1 protein-coding gene is annotated in these 22,699 nt (G+C 55.7%); it reads left to right on the forward strand.

Annotated elements, in window-relative coordinates; translation table 11 throughout:
• The first annotated feature begins 2 nt into the window (after window positions 1–2).
• Window positions 3–22,667, forward strand: a complete 22,665-nt coding sequence (locus K355_RS26035) for a hypothetical protein (protein ID WP_022730875.1) — start codon at window positions 3–5, stop codon at window positions 22,665–22,667.
• The last annotated feature ends 32 nt before the right edge of the window (window positions 22,668–22,699 follow it).

Below are 22,699 nucleotides of genomic sequence, written 5' to 3' on the forward strand. Positions count from 1 at the left end.
TCTTGGCCTCGCCCGCCAATCAAGATGATGGTGTCGGTCTCACCGATACAGATATCGAACAGGTCCTGGATGACCGCGCGGAAGGTAATTCCAGCGCGGGCAATTCTGATTCCGGGGCTTCCGCACAGGGCGAGGGCAACACCCCTTCTTCTGCAAATCAGGTTTTCACCAATGTTCAGAACGTCATCGGCACGGCCTATGACGATGTTCTGGTGGGTGATTCACAAGACAACACGCTGGTTGGCGGTGATGGTAACGACATTCTTGAGCCGGGCGAGGGCGAAGATGAAGTTACCGGTGGTGCCGGGCGTGATACCTTTGTGCTCGAAAGTGGTTTTGCGAAAACCACAATTACCGATTTCTCCATAGACGAAGACGAACTGGCGCTGACCGATCTTGGTGTGAATAACGCTAATGATTTGATGTCACTTGCTGTCGATGATGGTGCGGGTAATACCGTTATCACCTTTGCGACCGGTGATATTCTGGTTCTGCAAGGTGTCAGCAAGGCCGATCTTGCCAATGTTTCGTTGGTGGCTGCCCCGCAGATTTCCGATGTTTCGGTTTCCAGCGACTCGACCAATGAAGACGGCGGGGCCGAAGGTGCGGCCGACGAAGACGCCAATGTCATTGACGGCACAGCAGTTGACGACACGATTGCCGGAACGTCTGGCGACGATGTGATCTCGTCTGGCGGTGGTGCGGACACTGTTGGTGGCGGTGACGGCGAAGATACCCTGTCGCTTGACGGGGCCGCCGATGGCATGGATGCCGATATCGCGCAAGGCCGGGCGACAGATGTCTCAGGGGCGAATCGCGTCGAATTTAGCGACATTGAAAATCTGCGTGGCACATCGGGCAATGATGTTCTGCGCGGTGATGATGGTGACAACAGCCTGTCGGGTGGTGCCGGAGATGACACATTTACCGCCAGTGATGGCAGCGATGTAATTGACGGTGGATCGGGCGAAAATACGCTTGATTACAGCGATGCCGAGCAGGGTGTCCATGTTGATATGGACAGCGGTGCAGCCGAAACCATTGCCGACGCGGATGCCAGCGACGAGACGTCGGGCAATTCGTCTGACGATACGTCTGGTGATGCTGCTACTTCCGGCGATGGCGATGAAACCGGATCTGGGGGCACGACAGTCGACGAAACCAATGACAGTGCTTCTGGGGACTCCGGGGACAACACCGAAACCAACGAGACCGAGGGTGGTGATCAAGCAGGTGCTACCGATGGTAGTGATGGCGCGTCAGGTGAGTCGCAAGAAGATGATTCGTCCGACAGTTCAGATGGCGACGAAACGCAATCCAGTGGCGGCGAAGCCGATGAGACCGATGATACCACGTCTGAGGGTACAGACGGCGATGCATCTGGATCGGGCGATGATGCTGCCGAAGACAACGCCACCGACACAGATACCACAGAAAATTCGGATGATGAGACCGGTGCAGATGACAGCACCGGTGAGTCAGGCAGTTCTGAAACAGCGGAAAATACCCCCTCGGGCGAGGCCAATTCCGGTGATTCGGAAGACGGGGGCGATTCCGGTCCCGACACCGATTCCGACACAGGTACGGAAAACGGATCAGGTGACGAAACAGAGAATACCGGTGGTTCAACAGGTAGTGACACCACCGATGCTTTAGAGGGCGACGACGATGCCAATGAGACTGGCACTGAGTCCGAAGAAGAAGGTTCAACCGGCGAAGGCACGACAGGGGACAACGGGTCAGACGAAACATCCGGTTCGGGTGGCGATGATACGCTGAATTCTGGCGAAACGGATGGCAGTGACTCCGGCGATGGCGACACTGGCTCTGACACTGACACTGGTTCCGAGGGTGAGAACGACAGAGATACCGGGTCGGGCAGTACAGGCGATTCCGGTGCGACCGACGGCGAAACGACGGATGGCGGGGAGTCTGAAGACGAGGCCGCAGGCGATGACGCGTCTGATACCATAGCCGAAGATGAAACCGGCGCGGACGACGAAGATGATACTGAAACCGGTGACGAAAGTGCCGGTGATGATACTTCTGGAACCGGTGTTGATGACGGTGCGGACGAAGAATCAGAAGAGACAACCGACGAAGCCGGTGATGAAACTGGTCAGACGGAACAGGACAACACGACCCCCGGTCTTGAAGCTGGTGCGCAAGGCGGTCAGGAGTCCGATGAGTCTGAAACTGGTGAAACAGACGAAACAGACGGCTCTGAGACAGATGGGGCTGACGGCGGCGATACTGAAACAGAAGAAACCGAAACTGGCGATGCTGGTGAAGGCGATGACGCGTCTGGTGAGGATGCATCGGGGGACGACGACACTAGTTCAGATGACACTAGTTCAGATGACACTAGTTCAGATGACACTGGGACCGAAAGTGAGTCTGAAACGGATGAAGCAGAAACCGGTGAAGGTGCCGACGGTGAAGCTGATACCGATACTGACGTAACCGATACTGCCGACGGCGAAGACAGTTCAAACATTTATGATAATACCCCGACATCTGGCAAAGACGTCGTTCAGGGGACGGAAAATGCCGACATTCTGGGCGGTGGTGCCGGGGATGATACGCTTCAGGGCGGCGGCGGTGATGACAGCCTTGATGGCAATAGCGGCGATGACGTCCTTCAGGGCGGTCTTGGCGATGATGTCCTGCGCGGTGAAGACGGCAAGGATTTGCTTCAGGGCGGTGACGGCAATGACAGCCTGTATGGCGGTGCCGATGATGACGTCATGCAGGGTGGTCAGGGTGATGACCTTCTGGTGGGTGGTGCTGGCGACGATGTCATGCAGGGCGGTTCGGGCAATGATTTCCTGCGCGGCGGTGCTGGCAATGACCACATCCAGGGCGGTGATGGTGTCGACACAGCCAGCTACAGCGACGCAACCGGCGCAGTAACTGTTGATCTTTCGCAAAATACCGCGACCGGCGGTGCCGGCAACGACATCGTGCAGATGGTTGAAAATGTCGTTGGTTCTGATCATGACGATCACATTACCGGCGACGATAGCGATAACGTGCTCGACGGCGGTGCCGGTGTCGACACCCTGACTGGCGGGGCGGGTGATGACATCCTGACCGGTGGTTCGGGCAAAGATGATTTCGAACTGACCGAGAATTTCGGCAACGACACGATTACTGATTTTACTGGTTCCGAAGACATTATCGATCTGTCGCAGCTTGGCATTCAGGATTTTGCCACGCTCCAGTCAATGATGAGTGACGACGGCAATGGCAATACGGTTATTGATTTTGGTGATCAGGGTGTTCTGACCCTTGAAAGTGTCACCAGCGACAGCCTTGTTGCGGACCAGTTCCGTGGTTTTGGCCGCATCTTTGAAACCGAAGGCGACGATGCCGGGGACGGCACGGACGGCAATGACGCGATTTATGGTTATGGCGGGAATGACACCCTTGGCGGTGGTGCCGGCGATGACGTCGTGTCGGGCGGCTATGGCGACGATACAGTTTCGGGTGGTGCAGGCAATGATACCCTGCGCGGTCAGGAAGGTATTGATACCGTTGATTATTCCGGTGCGGATGGCAGTGTCACGGTTGATCTTGAGGCCGGTACGGCAAGCGGTGCCGATGGCAATGACATCCTCGATCGCATCGAAAACGTCATCGGGTCGAACCATGACGACGAGCTGTATGGCGACAGTGGCACCAACGTGCTGCGCGGTGGCGATGGCAATGACACCATTGTCGGGCGTGGCGGCAACGATACGCTTGACGGCGGTGCGGGCGACGACCTGTTTGTCGGTGAAGATGGTAATGACGTCTATATCGGTGGCGACGGTATCGATACGCTGGATCTGAGTGCGCGGGAAGGTGGGCTGAAAGTCAATCTTGGCACGGGCGTTGTTTCAGACAGCACCAAAGGTGAAACTGATAACGTCTCAGGCATTGAAAACATTATCACCGGCGCTGGTAACGATCAGTTGTTGGGGACCGGGGACGATAATAATTTCAATGCTGGGGCTGGCGATGACCTGGTTGATGGCGGTGGCGGAAGCGATACGCTTGATGGAGGAGAAGGCAACGATACCGTCAGTTTCAACTCCCAGACCGGCTTGAATGTAAACCTGGCAGACGGCACGGCGACCACCGATAGCGGCACGTCCAGCATTAGCAATTTTGAAAATGTCCGTGGCTCGACGAATGCCGATACAATTACGGGTGATGACGGCAATAACATCCTGATGGGGCTTGGCGGCGATGATACGCTGTCAGGTGGTGCTGGTGACGATACACTGGTCGGTGGTGATGGTGTTGATACTGCTGACTATCGCGATGTATCGGGTGACATGAATGTCGACCTTTCACAAGGTACGGCAACCGGCGATGGCAGTGATAGCCTGTCGGGCATGGAAAACGTCCTGACCGGTGACGGCAATGACGTTGTTCGTGGCGATTCACAAGACAACCTGATTGATACCGGTGCTGGTGACGACACGGTATTTGGCAGCGCGGGCAACGATACATTGATCGGTGGAGATGGCTCGGACACATTGAGCTATTCGTCTGGCAGCGATACTCCGGGTGTCAAAGTTGACCTTGAGGCAGGTACTGTAACGGGCAGCGACTTTGTTGACCAAATTTCCGGGTTTGAGCAGGTAGAAGGCTCAGCCTTTAACGATACCATGCTGGGTAGCTCAGGCGATGACATCCTTTTGGCCGGTGCCGGGGATGACATGATTGATGGACGCGGCGGTGATGATACTCTTTCGGGTGGTGCGGGCGATGACACCTTTGTTGTCAGTGCCGATAGCGGAAATGACCTGATTACCGATTTCGATCCAGCCAATGATGTGATCGATATCCAGGGAATTGAAGATCTTGAGCTGTTTGGCGATATCGTTGATTTCATCGGCGAAGACGAAGCCGGTAATGCCACGATCACCATCGGTGATGCGGTTATCACGCTTGACGGTGTTGATGCGGATAGCCTGACCTATAAGAACTTTGTCGGCATCCGGTCACTGGATGGTACAGAGGCAAGAGACGATCTGACCGGAACCAACCGCAGTGACGTGATCGACGCCAAGGGTGGTGACGATACCGTCTTTGGTGGTGCTGGCAATGATACGATTTCCGGTGGTGATGGAAAAGATGCCATCAGTGGTGGGTCGGGTAATGACGTTATTGACGGCGGTGCTGATAATGACGTGATTAACGGTGGTACGGGGTCTGATACCCTTGATGGCGGCGATGGTCAGGATACCGTTTCCTATCAGGGCGAAACCAAAGGCGTTACTGTCGATCTTGAGGCTGGAACCGGCACAAACGGTACAGATACTGACACCCTCAGTAATTTTGAAAATGTTACTGGATCGGGCTACGACGACATTCTGTCAGGGGATGATCAGGTCAACACGCTTAAAGGCGGTGGCGGGAATGATACGCTGATCGGTGGTGAAGGCGACGATACCCTGTTGGGTGGCACTGGTTGGGATACAGTCGATTACAGCGATGCTGCGGGCAGTGTTTCGGTTGATCTTGGCAATGGTACCGCAACTGGTGCAGATGGGAACGACACCCTTGGCGAGATCGAGAATGTCATTGGTTCTGATCACGACGATGTTCTGCGCGGATCAGCTGCCAAAAACACCCTTTCTGGTGGTGCTGGCGACGACACGATTGACGGTGGTGCCGGTCAAGATGTTCTGACTGGTGGCGCTGGCGCGGATACCTTTGTGTTTAATCAAACTTCTGGCGAAGACAAAGTTACGGACTTTGATCCGTCAGAAGACAAAATTGATCTTTCCAGCTTTGGTATTCCAAATTGGGAAGCCCTTCAGAACAAGATCGGCATTGACGATGATGGTAATGCTGTCATTACGATCAACGATCAGATCCTTACCCTGGAAGGCGTTTCGCCGGAAGAACTGACAGTTGGCAATTTTGTCGACCTTGAAACGCTTGGTGCGACCGAAGGTGACGACGTCATTAATGGTACCGACTTTGACGAAGTTATTGACGGTCTTGGTGGCAATGACACCATTTCGGCAGGCGACGGTGATGATACTGTCTTTGGTGGTGCTGGCGATGACACCCTGTCGGGCGGCGACGGCAGCGATATCCTTGATGGTGGAGATGGTCAAGATGCGGTTGATTACAGCGCGACCACTGGCGTTACAGTTGACCTTGCTGCCGGTACCGGTTCGGGTAATGGTGGCGAAACCGATACCCTAAGTAATATCGAAGATGTCATCGGTTCGGAACAGCGCGATATCATTTCGGGTGATGATCAGTCCAACACCATCTGGGGTGGTGCTGGTGGTGACGACCTTGCCGGTGGTGGGGGTAATGATCTGATTGACGGCGGTGCCGGTGATGACACCCTTTCTGGTGGTGCAGGCGATGACACTCTTGCGGGTGGCAGCGGAACGGACCTTGCTGATTACAGCGATGCAGAAGGTGGGGTAACCGTTGATCTTGTTGCGGGAAATGCATCTGGTGCAGCTGGCAATGATACGCTTTCCAATATTGAGGACATTGCCGGGTCGGATTACAACGATACCTTGATCGGTGATGATGGTCGCAATGTCATTTCTGGCGGTGCGGGTGATGACTCGATAGACGGCGGTGCTGGTGACGACACACTTCTTGGTGGTGCCGGGAATGACATCATCGAAGGCGGCGACGGCACAGATACTGTCGATTATAGCGCAAGCGAACCGGTTACGATCAATCTTGCCGAGGGTACAGCAACCAGCGAAAGCGGCACAGATACCCTGAGCGGTGTCGAGAATGTCATTGGTTCCGCTGGTGCTGACGACATTACGGGCGACGACGGGGTGAATGTTATCAATGCCGGAGGTGGTAGTGATACGATCCGCGGCGGTGCCGGTGATGATACCCTGAGCGGTGGTTCGGGTGCTGATGTTTACAAAATCGCGATCGGCGATGGCAATGATACGGTCACGGACTTCAGTGCGTCGTCCGACAAGATTGATGTAACCGAATTGCCGGTCGAAAGTTATGGCCAGCTCTATGAGATGATGTCGGAAAACGAAAATGGTGATCTTGTCATCGATTTCGGTGACGACACCAGCATGGTTCTTAAAGGTGTCGGTATTGACGACATCTCGGCAGACAACTTCATTGGCGTACGCGACATCGTTGGCACATCGGGTGACGACACGTTGTATGGGACCAATGGCGAGGACACCTTGTCTGGTCTGGACGGCAACGACACGCTTTACGGCCTTGAGGATAGTGATCTTCTTCAGGGTGGTGCCGGTGACGATACGCTGATCGGCGGGGACGGGAACGACGTTCTTGATGGCGGTGATGGCATAGATACCGCTGATTACAGTGATGAAACAGACGACGTAACGGTTGACCTGAAAACAGGGAACGTGTCGGCGACATCTGGCAACGATACGTTACGTAATGTTGAAAATGTGGTTGCGGGTGCCGGGAATGACAGCCTGAGCGGCAGTAATGGCGACAACGTTCTGGATGGTGGTGCTGGTGACGACGTTCTGTCTGGTCTGGATGGTGACGATACACTTATCGGTGGCGATGGCGAAGATACTGCCAGTTATTCGTCGTCGACCAGCGGTGTAAATGTTGATCTGTCTGAACAGACGGCCACCGGTGGTGCCGGCAACGATACCCTCAGCGATATCGAAAATGTTATCGGTTCAAACCATTCCGATACCCTTAAAGGCGATGCTGGCGACAACGAACTTCGCGCCAGTGCGGGTGACGATATCCTGATTGCCACCGAAGGCGATGATGTGATTTCGGGTGGATCGGGTCGCGATACCGTTGATTACAGCGACGCGAGTGGTGCAATTGATGCTGACCTTGCGCTTGGTACTGTTTCAGGGATGGGCAACGATCAGATTTTGAACGTTGAAAATCTGACAGGCAGTGATTTTGATGACAGCATTTCCGGGAATCAATTGGCCAACGTTCTTGATGGCGGAGACGGTGATGACCTGATTTCGGGCGGTGCGGGTAATGATACGCTGTTAGGCGGTGCTGGGAATGACAGCCTTGTTGGCGGCGCCGGTGCAGATCTGATTGATGGTGGCGATGGCATTGATACTGTCGATTACGCCAATGCGAGCGATGCGGTTGAAATCAATCTTGCCACGGGTGAAACAGACGATACGACCGACGACACGGTTCTCAATGTTGAAAATGTTATCGGCAGTACTCTTGGTGACAACATTACCGGGTCGGATGCCGATAATACCATGCTGGGTGGCGGTGGCGATGACACCTTTAACGTCAGTGCCGGTGACGATGTCATTGATGGTGGCGATGGTGCTGATACTGTCGATTACAGCAACAGCCAAACCGGTGTTGATGTCGACCTTGATATTGGCAGTGTCGATAAGGCCGCAGGCACGGATGTTCTAACTAGCATTGAAAACGTTACCGGTTCGGATGCCGATGACGTGATTTCCGGTTCGTCTGGTACCAATACACTTCGCGGTGGCGCAGGCGATGACACCCTTGATGGGCGTGCTGGCGATGACGTGATTTCCGGCGGTGAGGGGGATGACACCCTTGCGGGCGGCGACGGCACCGATACGCTTGATTATTCCAACGCCAATGGTGCTCAGAATATTGATCTTGCGAACGGTACTGCGACTGGCGCTGATGGTAATGACACCGTTTCGGGATTTGAAAATGTCACCGGTTCGGAGCATGACGACACCATCACCGGGGATGATGCCGATAACCGTCTTGATGGCGGCGATGGCAACGACTTCATTACCGGTGGTACAGGGAACGATGTTCTAAGCGGTGGTGATGGCGATGATAGCTTCGTCGGTGAGTTGGGCGATGACACCTATGTCGGTGGTGAAGGTTCCGACGCGCTGGATTACAGCAATGCGCAATCGGGTCTTAATATCGATCTTGCGAACAATACTGCGACCGGCGAGGGCATTGGTACCGATACCATAAGCGGCGTCGAGCAGATCATCGCGACCGATCATAACGACACCATTGTCGGCGGCAGCGGTGCCGAGACAATTCTTGCAGGCTCGGGTGATGATTACGTTGCCGGAGGTGCAGGAAATGATACGCTTGATGGCGGTGACGGCGAAGACACCCTTAGCTTTGCCGATGCTAACGGCGTGCGCGCAGATCTTGAAACCAGCACGGTCAGTGGCGATGGTAACGACACCATTGCGAATTTCGAAAATATTGATGGTTCTGCAGGCAATGATACGCTGAGCGGTGACAGTGGTGTAAACACCCTGGCCGGTAATGCGGGCAATGACGTAATTGATGGTCGCGGCGGTGATGACGTTCTGCTTGGTGGTGCAGGCGACGATACGCTTAGCGGTGGCGAAGGAAGCGATACCATTGACGGTGGTGTCGGCAACGATACTCTAATGTCGGGTGCGGGCGATGACGTGCTGGTTGGTGGTGACGGTATTGACCGCGCCAGCTATGCCGACTCAGATGCCGCGGTTACGGTCGACACGACGAACAACACGGTTAGCGGTGACTCAACTGGTACAGACACCCTTGATGGTATCGAAGTCATCGAAGGATCGAGCTATGACGATACCTTTGTGGGTGGCGCTAATAACGATACCTTTATCGGTGGTGCTGGCGACGATACGTTCGATGCGGGTGCAGGCAATGATACCCTAACACTTGGCACGGGTGCCGATCAGGTCATCTTTAATCCGGGCGATGGCCACGACACGATCACTGATTTTGATGTCAACAATGACGTCATTGACCTGACGCCATTTAAGATTGCTGGCTACGGCAGCCTTGAGCATATGTTCGGCTCCGACGCTGACGGCAATTTGACCATTACATTTGATAGTGGTGACAGCATTACACTTGAGGGTGTTAGCGCTGACCAGCTTGGTGAAGATAATTTCACTGGTGTCATTCAGCTTGGCACAAGTGATGCCGATGACATTGCCGGTGGTGCGGGCAATGACGTCATTGATGCGCTTGATGGTGATGACACCGTTTCAGGTGGCGACGGCAACGACCATATTATGGGTGGCGACGGGAATGATACCCTTTCGGGCGATGCCGGCGACGATACGCTAAGCGGCAATGCCGGATCAGATGTCCTTTCGGGTGGTGAAGGCAACGATACCGCAGACTATTCGACCGAAAGTGCCGGTATCACAGCCGACCTTGCAAACGGAACTGTAACGGGTGGTGATGGTGACGATACGCTTGATAGCATCGAAAACATCACCGGCACCCTTCATGACGATACTCTGATTGGGAATGTCGAAAACAACACGCTGAGCGGGCTTGACGGGGATGACGTCATGGTCGGCGGTGGTGGCGATGACGTGCTGGATGGTGGAGATGGATCCGACACCGTTGATTACAGCAACGCGACCGATGCGGTTGACGTCAATCTTTCGACCGGAACGGCAACGGGTGAGGGCACGGACACCCTTACCAACATTGAAAATGTCGTTGGTTCTGACTTCAATGACAAAATTACCGGCAATGCCGGGAACAACACGATCTCGTCTGGTGCAGGCAATGATGCAATCAATGCAGGCCAGGGTGACGATATTGTTGATGCCGGAACGGGTGACGACGAAATCACCGGTGGTGCAGGCAATGACATCCTTGATGGTGGTGCTGGAAATGATGTCCTTCTGGGTGAAGAAGGCAACGATACACTTTCTGGTGGCGAAGGTGATGACATCGTCGAGGCGGGTGCTGGCAGTGACTGGGTTTACGGCGATACCGGCGACGACATCCTTGACGGCGGTGATGGCGAGAATGACATCGACACCGTTGACTATTCCAACCTCGACGCAGGTGTCACGGTTGACCTTGTAAACCAGTATGCGTCGGGTGGTGGCGGTAACGATATCGTTCGGAACTTTGAGCGTGTCATCGGGACCGATTACGCCGATACGCTGGTTGGTAGTGACGGGGTTAATACCCTTGATGGTGGGTCGGGCAACGATACGCTGTTTGGTGGTGCGGGCGATGATGTGATCATCACTGGCGACGGCGAAGATGTGATCGTCTTAAAGCCGGGTGGTGGCAATGACACCGCGGCCGACTTTGATGTGACACAAGACACGATTGATCTATCGTCCTATGGCATCGAAGATTATGCCACCTTGCGCGATCAGATGGCCGATGATGCAAATGGCAATGCGGTCATTACACTGGCGGACGGCGAAAGCATCACACTTGAAGGTGTGTCGGTTGACGATCTTGGGCCGGGTAACTTCTTTGGCTATGAAGTGATCATTGGCACCGAGTTCGAAGACAATATTATCGGCAGCCAGATCAGTGACGAAATCCACGCCCTTGAAAGCGATGACATCATCGATGGTCAGGCGGGCGACGATGATATTTACGGTGATGAAGGCAATGACACGCTGATCGGTGGTGCGGGCGACGATACCCTGCGCGGCGGCGATGGCAGCGACACGGCCGATTATTCCGACACGACCGCGGGGGTTACGGTTGATCTGGGTGCTGGAACGGCAACCGGTGAAGCGGGTGACGATACCCTTGAAAGCATTGAAAACGTTACCGGTGGCGACGGCGACGATATCCTGATCGGTGATGAAAACGCCAACATCCTTAATGGCGGCGAAGGCAATGACACCGTCATTGGCAACGGCGGTGATGACACCCTGATCGGTGGCGAAGGCGAAGACGTTCTGTCTTATGCCGATGCCGATGAAGGTGTGACTGTTGATCTGGCCAATGGTACCTCGACTGGTGGTGCGGGCAATGACGTGATTGACGGTTTTGAAACCGTGATCGGGTCGGACCATGACGACACCATTGCCGGTGATGACATGGATAATGTCATCGATGGTGGTGCAGGAAACGATACGCTTTCGGGTGGTGCTGGCAATGACACGCTGGTGGGCGGTGCCGGCGATGATATCGTTGATTATTCCGATCAGACCGACGGCGTTGTTGTTGATCTTGAAAACGGCACAGGCATTGCGACCGATGGCACCGATACCCTTGACGGGATCGAAGGTGCGACCGGTGGTTCCGGGGATGACACGCTGATCGGCTCGGTCGGCGATAACGTCCTTGCGGGCGGTGCTGGTGATGACAGCCTTTTGGGCGGTGACGGCAATGACACCCTTGCCGGTGGCGACGGGGCCGACTTTATTGATGGCGGTGCCGGGGATGATGTTCTGTCGTTCGAAGGTGACCGTGTTGCCGCAGATGGAGACACGACCGACCATGTCGGAAGCCCGACCACCGATGGAACTGGCGACGTCGCAGATATTTCCGGCAAGAACCTCTCAGATGACAGCTTTGTCGGCGGTGACGGCAATGACACGCTGATCGCGGGCGATGGCGATGATGCCATCATTCTTGATCGGGATCATGCCGGTGGTGGTGCAGCCAATCCGTCGATTGTTGATATCGAAAATATCGATGCGGGTGCGGGCAATGACGTTGTCGACCTGACCAGCGAAACCCATTCTTATGGCGATGTCACCATTGATGGTGGTGCCGGGGATGACACGATCTGGTCGAATGACGGCGATGACGTCATTTCGGGCGGTGATGGTGCCGATAACATCCATGGCGGTGCCGGTGCGGATGTCATCGACGGTGGTGCGGATGACGACATCCTTGATGGCGGTGAAGGGGCTGACACTCTTGACGGCGGGGCTGGAAATGACACGATCATGGCCGGGGCTGGCGACGATGTCCTGACCGGTGGTGATGGTGCTGATACGCTTGATATGTCTGGTGCCGATGGGGCGACCATCAATCTGGCCGAAGGTACCGCAAGCAGCGACGCAACCGGCACCGACAGCATCGACGGGTTTGAAAATGTCATCGCGACGGACGGCAATGATGACATCACCGGATCGGCTGGCGACAACACGATTGATGCCGGTGCAGGCGATGACACGGTCACGCTGGACGCAGGCAATGACGACCTTGATGGCGGTGACGGCACCGATACCCTTGATCTGGGCAACACCACCGGTGGTGTGACGGTTGATCTGGCTGCGGGCACGGCAAGTGGTGCCAATACCGGTACAGACACGGTCGCCAATTTCGAAAACATTATCGGGTCTGATGATGACGATACTCTGACCGGGTCGGATGATGCCAACCGCATTGACGGCGGTGCAGGTGATGACATCATTGATGGTGGTGCCGGTGACGATATCCTGACCGGGGATGAGGGTGATGACCGACTGATCGCAGGCGATGGCAATGATACGCTTTCAGGTGGCAGCGGCAGTGATACTTTCGTCTTCGCAGACGGCGATGACGCCGATCTGGTTAGTGATTTTGACCTTGGCAGCGATGTGATTTCCCTGCCCGATTTGGCCATTTCAGCCTGGACCGATTTGCAGCCTCTTCTGTCGGATGGACCGGATGGCGCGGTCATCACACTGCCTTCTGGTGGTACGGTGACCCTTGCCGGGGTGGCGGTTGATGATCTGACGCCAAGCCACTTTGAAGGCATCGAAAATATCGGCACACCGGGCGATGATACGCTGGGCGGTGGCGACGGCAACGATACGATTGATGGCGGCGACGGCGAAGATTCCGTCGGTGGTGGATCAGGTGACGATACTGTTGGTGGCGGCGGCGGAAATGACACCGTTGATGGCGGCGACGGTAATGATTCGGTCGACGGTGGTGACGGTGACGACACCGTTGGCGGCGGTGCCGGTGATGACACAGTCGAAGGTGGTGGCGGCAACGACACCCTGAGCGGTGGCGACGGTACAGACACCCTGTCGGGTGGTGATGGCGACGATGTTCTTCAGTTCGAAGCAGACCGTACCGGTCAGTCGGGCGACAGTACCGATCACGCCGGTAGCCCGGGCGTTGATGGTACTGGCGATGTTGCCGACCTTGATGGCCTTGGCTTGAGTGACGATGAATTTGACGGCGGTGCCGGCATCGATACCCTTGTCGGGACGGCCGGCGGTGACGCGATCATCCTTGATGGCGATCATGAAAATGGCTCGGAAAATCCGACCATCCGTGATGTCGAAGTTATTGATACGGGTGCGGGTGATGACCTTGTTGATCTGACCAGCCAGATCCATGAATATGGCGATGTGACGGTGAATGCCGGAACTGGCGATGACACGGTCTGGACCGGTGCAGGCGATGATGAAATCAACGCCGGTGATGGCAACGATGCGATCCATGACGGTGCGGGCGATGACGTTGTAAATGCCGGTGCAGGTGATGACGTGATCGAAGGCAGCCTTGGCAACGACACCCTTGATGGTGGCGATGGCACGGACCTTCTGGATCTGTCGGATGCCGATGGTGTGACGGTTGATCTTGATGCCGGTACTGCTCAGTCGGATGCCTTTGGGTCCGATACGATCAGCAATATCGAAAACGTAACCGGTTCAGCAGGTGATGACACCATCACTGGTTCGGACGGTGTAAACGAAATTGATGGCGGTGCCGGAAACGACGTCCTTGATGGCGGTGCTGGCGACGATACGATCGCCGCGGGTGATGGCGACGATACGGTTCTGGCTGGTGCCGGTGATGATACGCTGGCCGGTGGCGATGGGACTGACACGCTTGATATGGCGGGTGCGGATGGTGCCGATGTCGATCTGGCAGCGGGTACTGCAAGCAGCCTTGAAACCGGTGACGATACCATTTCCGGTTTTGAAAATGTTATCGGTTCGGACGGTGCTGATGTCATTACCGGTTCGGATGCGGCCAACGAAATTGCTGCGGGAACGGGCGACGATACGGTTGACGGTGGTGCTGGTGATGACGTCATCGACGGCGGTGCGGGCTCCGACATCCTGTTGGGTGGTGCCGGGAACGATCAGGTTGATGGCGGCGCTGGTGCCGATACACTCAATGCAGGCCTTGGCGATGATACCCTGACCGGCGGGACGGGCACGGACAGCTTTGTCTTTGACGATGGCGTTGATGATGATCTGGTCACGGACTTCACCATTGGCGAAGACAGCATTTCATTGCCAGACAGCGGTGTCACGACTTGGACCGACTTGCAGGCTATGTTGTCTGATGGCCCGGACGGCGCGGTGATTACTTTGCCGTCTGGTGGCACGGTGACACTTTCGGGCGTGTCGGTTGCTGATCTTGGCCCGGATGACTTCGAAGGTGTGGAGAATATCCCGACCGGCGGCAATGACAGCCTTCCGGGTGGTGATGGCGACGACACCATCGATGGCGGTGATGGCGACGATACCGTTACCGGTGGTGATGGTGGTGATACACTCGGCGGCGGTGAAGGTGATGACACGCTTGAAGGCGGCGACGGCGGCGATACGCTGAGCGGTGGTTCAGGCAGCGACACCCTTGACGGCGGTGCAGGTGACGATGTTCTGCAATTTGGTGCCGATAGCACCGGCCAGGCTGGTGACAGTACCGACCATGTCGGGAGCCCGGGCGTTGATGGCACCGGCGATGTTGCCGACCTTGAGGGACTTGGCCTCAGCGACGATGTTTATGATGGTGGTGCGGATACCGATACACTGGTCGGCACCAGCGGAGACGATGCCATCATTCTTGATCGTGATCATGAAAACGGGACAGCAGGCCCGTCGATCATTGATGTTGAAGTCATCAATGCGGGCGATGGCGATGACGTTGTCGATCTGACCAGCGAAAATCATTCCTATGGCGATGTGACGGTTGATGCCGGAACTGGCGATGACACGGTCTGGACCAATGCGGGCAATGACAGCATCGACGGCGGCGATGGCAATGATCACCTCAATGGTGGTGCCGGTGACGACGTTGTAAATGCCGGTGCAGGCAACGATACGGTTGTTGGCGATGCGGGTAACGACACCCTTTCGGGTGGCGATGGCACCGATACGCTTGATATGTCCGATGTCCAAAGCGACATTGCGGTCAATCTTGCCGATGGTACGGCCAACAGCAGCGAAACCGGTTCGGACGTTATTTCCGGATTTGAAAATCTGGTAACCGGCTCTGGTGATGACACCATCACGGGCAGCAGTTCCGACGATACCATTTCGACCGGTGACGGTGCGGATACCATTGATGGTGGCGATGGCATCGATTTGATTGATGCTGGTGCAGGCAACGATGTGATTTCCGATGGTGCGGGCAGTGATCTGGTCAATGCCGGTGCGGGTGACGATACGGTCGTGGCTGGTGCGGGCAATGACAGCCTTGATGGTGGTGAAGGTTCCGACACCCTTGATATGTCCGGCGCGTCTAGCGATGCGCAAGTCGACCTTTCTGCCGGGACGGCACAGTCGTCTGAAACCGGCAGTGATCAGCTTTCCAGCATTGAAAATGTAACAACCGGTTCTGGTGATGACCAAATCACCGGGTCGAGTGCCAATAACAACATCGCGGCTGGTGCAGGCAATGACACCATTGATGGTGGTGCCGGTGATGATACCGTTGCCGGTGGTGAAGGTTCCGATACATTCATCTTTGCCGATGGCACGGATCACGACGTTGTCAGTGATTTTACACGTGGCGAAGACAAACTTTCGATTGATGACCTTGGCCTTGAAAGCTGGAGCGACGTGTTGCCGCTGCTCAGTGAAAATGGCAACGGCGATGCGGTTCTGAACTTGCCTGCGGGCGGCACGGTGACACTGGTTGGTGTTGGCCTTGGCGATCTGAGTGCTGATGATTTCAACAACATCACCGATGGCGCAACCCAGTTTGACGATTTCCTTGAGGGTACGGATGGTGATGACACCATTGATGCACTTGCAGGGGACGACATTGTCGATGGTGGTGCGGGTGACGACACCTTGCTGGGCAACAGCGGTGACGACACGATTTCCGGCGGTTCAGGCAATGACGACATTGATGGTGGCACGGGCAGCGACACCCTTTCGGGAGGTGATGGTGACGATGCGCTTAGCGGTGGTGATGGTAGCGACGTTCTTTCGGGCGGTTCTGGCGACGACACCCTTGATGGTGGCGACGGCAACGATGTTCTGAACTTCGAAGCTGATGGCACCGCAGAATCCGGTGATACCACCGAACATACCGGTAGCCCGGATGTCGATGGCACAGGCGATGTTGCCGATATTGGCGGGAAAAATATTTCTGACGATACGTTCATCGGCGGTGAAGGCACCGATACCCTGAACATGTCCGATGGCAACGATGCGCTGATCCTTGACGGTTCGAAACTCGGCGATGGTGAAACCAACACCAGCACCGTTGAAACCCGGACCCTTGGCCTGACAGATTCTGCAAGCAGTGCCGATGTACAGGCCGCATGGTCGGATGCAAACCTGTATGGCTTTGATTTTGGCACATCCTATGTTGGCGAAGACGGCAAGCTGAACCTTGCGGCTGCTGACGACACCGTGACCTTTGACGGTAACGGTATTGGCAATAACGGCGGTAGCCCGGCGGGCGGCCAGATCAACCATGATGGCAACAGCGGCGAAAGCGAAGCCGTCGTTGTCGATCTTGGGGCAAATGCCACAACGGCGACGGTTCAGGTTTCCAACCTGATGGCCAATGAAGGCGGCGGCGAAGTTGGTTCGTGGCAGGCCTTTGATGCGGAAGGTAACCTTGTTGCATCGGGCGTGCTTGATGACAGCACAATTGATTACAGCAACAACAGCGTTGGCACCGCCAACATCAGTGTGACCGATGATTTCGGTAATCCGGTTGAATTCCGCTATATCGCGTTTGAAAGCGAACCTTATGCCAATGGCACGTCCGGTTCCGACAGCAGCGATTACTTCGTCCGGTCAATCAGCTTTGACACCGTCGTTCAAGATACGACCACTGATGGTGCCCGACTTGACGGGGTTGAAGTCATCAATGCGGGTACGGGCGATGACGTTGTTGATCTGACCAGTGATACGATTGCCTATGGCGATGTCACCATTAATGGTGGTTCGGGGTCCGACACCCTTTGGGGCAATGCGGGCGATGACACGATCCGTGGTGAACTTGGCCATGACAATATTCATGGCGGTGCCGGTGATGATTATCTTGATGGTGGTTATGGCGATGACCTGATCGACGGCGGTGTTGGTAATGACACGCTGGTTGGTGGAACAGGTAACGATCAGCTGCGCGGCGGCGAAGGCAACGACATTCTGGTGGGTCAGGGCGATAACGATACCGCCCTTTATGACGACGCCACGTCGGGTGTGACTGTTGATCTTGCAAATTACACGGCCACCGGTGGTGCGGGCAATGACAGCCTGTACACCATTGAAAACGTCGTTGGGTCCGATCATGACGACACGATCACCGGTGGGACGGGCAATAACATCCTAACCGGTGGTGCGGGCGACGATACGCTTGCCGGTGGTGCGGGCAATGATACGCTTGCCGGGGGTGATGGCACGGATACAGCTGATTACAGCAATTCGAGTGCTGCGGTTGATGCCGATCTTTCGACCGGTATTGCCGAGCTTGCCAATGGTGACACCGACAAACTTTCAAGCATCGAAAACCTGATTGGCTCGGATGGTGATGACACCCTGGCCGGGTCGGATGGTGATAACACCCTGACCGGTGGTGCAGGCAACGATACGCTGTCGGGCAATGCCGGGAACGACGTTCTTGACGGTGGTGTCGGCAACGACACCCTAGATGGCGGCGAAGGTGCCGATATCGTTGATGGCGGTGCCGGTGACGATCATATTCTGGCCGGCGAAGGCGATGATACGCTGGCTGGTGGCGATGGCGAAGATACTCTTGATATGACTGCCGCCGACGGCGCGACAGTTGATCTTGGTGCGGGTACGGCGACATCTGATGCGACCGGATCCGATACGATCAGCGGTATTGAAAACGTTATTGGTTCGGACGGGAATGATATCCTGACCGGGTCTGACGGTGCCAATACTCTTCTGGGTGGTGCGGGTGACGATACCATCGAAGGCGGTGCAGGCGGTGATTACCTTGATGGTGGGGATGGTGTTGATACCATCAGCTATGAAGGAACAGATGACGGTGTCGAGGTTTACCTTGGCGAAACCGATGCCAACGCCCGTACGCCCGGTGAAGCGGGGCGTGCCTATGATGGCGACGCAGCGGGCGACATTCTGGCCAACTTTGAAAAAGTCATCGCATCGGCCCATGACGATTACGTTTATGGCAACAGTCAGAACAACGAAGTCGATCTGGGCGATGGCGACGACACGTTTGACAATGTCGAAGCAGACGTCAGCACCGATACCATTGATGGCGGCGAAGGCAATGACACGATCTGGACCGGTGACGGCGAAGATACGCTGTTTGGCGGCAACGGCGACGATTACCTGAATGGTGAAAAAGGCGACGACGTTCTTGACGGTGGCGCTGGTACGGATCGCCTGATTGGCGGTGATGGCAATGATACGCTTGATGGTGGTTCGGGTGACGATACCCTGTCGGGTGGCTCAGGTGCGGACCTTATCCAAGTCAGCAGTCTGGATGGCGACAAAGTCGTCACCGACTTTAACACCAGCGTTGATAAGATTTCGCTCGATGCGCTTGATATCAGCACATGGTCGGATCTGGCCCCGCTTCTGTCGGAAGTGAATGGCAACACGGTCATTGATCTGGGCGAAAATGGCTCGGTCACGTTGCTGGGTGTGCGCCTGAACGATGTTTCTGCCGACATGTTTGTCGGGATTGAGAATGACGGTGGCGCAACACCGTTTGACGATATTCTGATCGGCACCAGCGAAGATGATTACATCGACGCGCTGGCAGGAAATGACGTGGTTGATGGCGGTGCGGGTGACGACACCATCAACGGCATGGAAGGTGATGACAACCTTTCAGGTGGTGATGGCGATGACACCATAACCGGCGGCAGCGGCAATGACGTTGTATCGGGCGGTGACGGCGACGATACCCTTGATGGCAACGAAGGCCATGACGTTATCGCGGGCGGCGCGGGCAATGACACCTTGGTCGGTGGCAGCGGCAACGACGTCATGGATGGCGGCGGTGGCGATGACTACATCGACGGCATGGAAGGTGACGACACCATCACCGGTGGCGATGAAACCGACACGATTTATGGCTCGTCCGGCGAAGACAAGCTTGATGGTGAAGGTGGCGACGACGTCATTTACGGCGGCGACGACAATGACAGCATCGCGGGTGGTGCGGGTAACGATCTTCTGTCGGGCGATAACGGCAACGACACCCTTGATGGTGGTGCGGGCAACGATACGTTGCTTGGCGGGGATGGCAATGACACGCTGACCGGAGGCGACGGCAATGACGTCCTGTCGGGTGGTAATGGCAATGACCTTCTTGATGGTGGTGCGGGCAACGATACCCTGACCGGGACCGATGGTGCCGACACCCTGATTGGTGGAACCGGCAATGATACGCTTGATGGCGGTGCCGGGGATGACACCTATACCGGCGGTGCCGGTGAAGATCAGATTCTTGTATCGAACAATTCTGGCGATAAGGTTGTCACCGACTTTAACGTCAATGATGATCAGATCAATCTGGCGTCGCTTGATGTTGATGACTGGGCCGACCTTCAGGGCCTGATGAGCGAGGTCAATGGCAACACCGTCATTAACCTTAATGGTCAGGGCACCTTGACGCTGGTTGGTGTTTCGATGAGCCAGCTGAATTCCGACATGTTTGTCGGTGTGCAGCAGTCAACGGGCCCGACCCCGTATGACGATCTGCTTTATGGCACCAGCAACAATGACACGATTGCCGCCCTTGCCGGTGATGACACGGTTTATGGCCTTAATGGTCAGGACACGTTGTCTGGTATGGAAGGCAATGACAGCCTGTATGGTGGTGATGGCGATGACACCCTGTCGGGTGACGCTGGCAATGACATTGTCGAAGGTGGCAGCGGTCAGGACAGCATCACCGGTGGTGACGGCGACGACACGCTGGACGGCGGATCGGGTGATGACCGTGTCTGGGCCGGTAACGGCAATGACACCGTTCTGGGTGGTCAGGGCCAGGACAAGCTGTACGGCGAAGCTGGTAATGACACCATCGAAGGCGGCACGGGCGATGACACCCTTAAAGGTGGCGACGGCAACGACGTGCTTGATGGTGGCGAAAACAACGACAAGCTTTATGGTGGCGATGGTGCCGATACGCTGCTTGGCGGCAATGGCGATGACAAGCTGTATGGCGATGACGGCAATGACACGCTGATCGGCGGTCAGGGGCACGATACGCTCAGCGGCGGTGATGGCCGTGATACGGCAAGCTATGCCAATGCGACGTCATCGGTTGCAGCCAGCCTTGAAAGCGGCACCGCGACCGGCGGCGATGGCAGTGACAAGCTGTCTTCGATCGAAGACCTGATTGGCTCGAACTTCAATGATTACCTGTTTGGTGATGATGGTTCGAACCTGTTGTCGGGTCTTGATGGTAATGACGTTCTGGGTGGTGACGGTGGTGATGACACCATCTGGGGTGGCCTTGGCGATGATACGATCAATGGCGGTTCCGGTTCGGATCTGATTGATGCCGGTGGCGGTGACGACACCATCGAATATCAGAAAGATGCGACCTGGACTGGCAGCCACGCAGCCAAAAACGTTGGCGATCCGGGGATGGCTGGCACCAACGAGCAGATCAATCTTTCGGGCTATAACCGTTCCGAAGACATCTTTGACGGTGGTGCCGGGACCGATACCCTGTCGATGACCAGTGGCAATGATGCCCTGTTCCTTGATGACGATATTACCGATCCGGGGACCAGCCCGCGCATTTCCAACATCGAAGTGATCGATGCGGGCAATGGCGATGACATCATTGACCTGACCAGTGACGATCTGTCTTACGGTGATGTCACCATTCTGGGCGGCACAGGCGATGATATCGTCTGGAGCAATGCCGGGGATGATGTGCTTGATGGCGGCGAAGGCGACGATACCCTTTGGGGTGGTTCGGGTGCCGATACGTTGCTGGGCGGCAACGGTGAAGACGTGCTCAATGGCGGTGCCGGGGATGACGTCCTGCAATACAACGCAGACGACACCTGGGGGAACAGCTGGTACGCGCTTAATGACGGCTCGCCAAGCGAAGATGGCCATAATCACGATAATGGCTGGGGCCATGACAACCACAATGGCAACGGCTGGGGGCATCACGACGGTGGTGATGACGGGACTGGCGAATACGTCAATCTTGGTGGCTATAACCAGTCCAACGACGTGTTCGAAGGTGGTGCCGGAACCGATACCCTGCAGATGACCAGTGGCAACGATGCCCTGTTCCTGCATGATGATGTCAGCGACGGTGACAGCGATGTTCGCATCAGCGGTGTCGAAGTGATCGAAGCCGGTGATGGCAATGACATCATCGATCTGACCAGTGATACATATAGCTACGGCGATGTGACGCTCGATGGTGGCGATGGCAATGATACGCTTTGGAGCAATGCCGGAGATGACGTGCTGTTGGGTGGGGCGGGTAATGATCATCTTTATGGCAGTGCCGGGGATGACACGCTGACCGGTGGCACGGGCTGGGATGAATTCCAGATTGGCAAAGCGGATGGCCATGATATCGTGACGGACTTCACGCCGGGCGAAGACATCATTGATTTGTCGGAATGGAACTATAACAACTTTAACCAGATCCAGAACGACATGCATCTTGATACCGATGGCAACGTCGTGATCGAACTTGGCAATGATGCATCGGTCACCCTGATGGGCGTTCATGATCCCGATGATCTTGATGCGGATGACTTTGGATTTGGGACCTAAGGCTTAAGGTCTTTGGACCGGACACAACAAGA

Origin of the sequence: Thalassospira lucentensis MCCC 1A00383 = DSM 14000 (assembly GCF_000421265.1) — a bacterium.
Classification (GTDB): Bacteria; Pseudomonadota; Alphaproteobacteria; order Rhodospirillales; family Thalassospiraceae; genus Thalassospira; species Thalassospira lucentensis.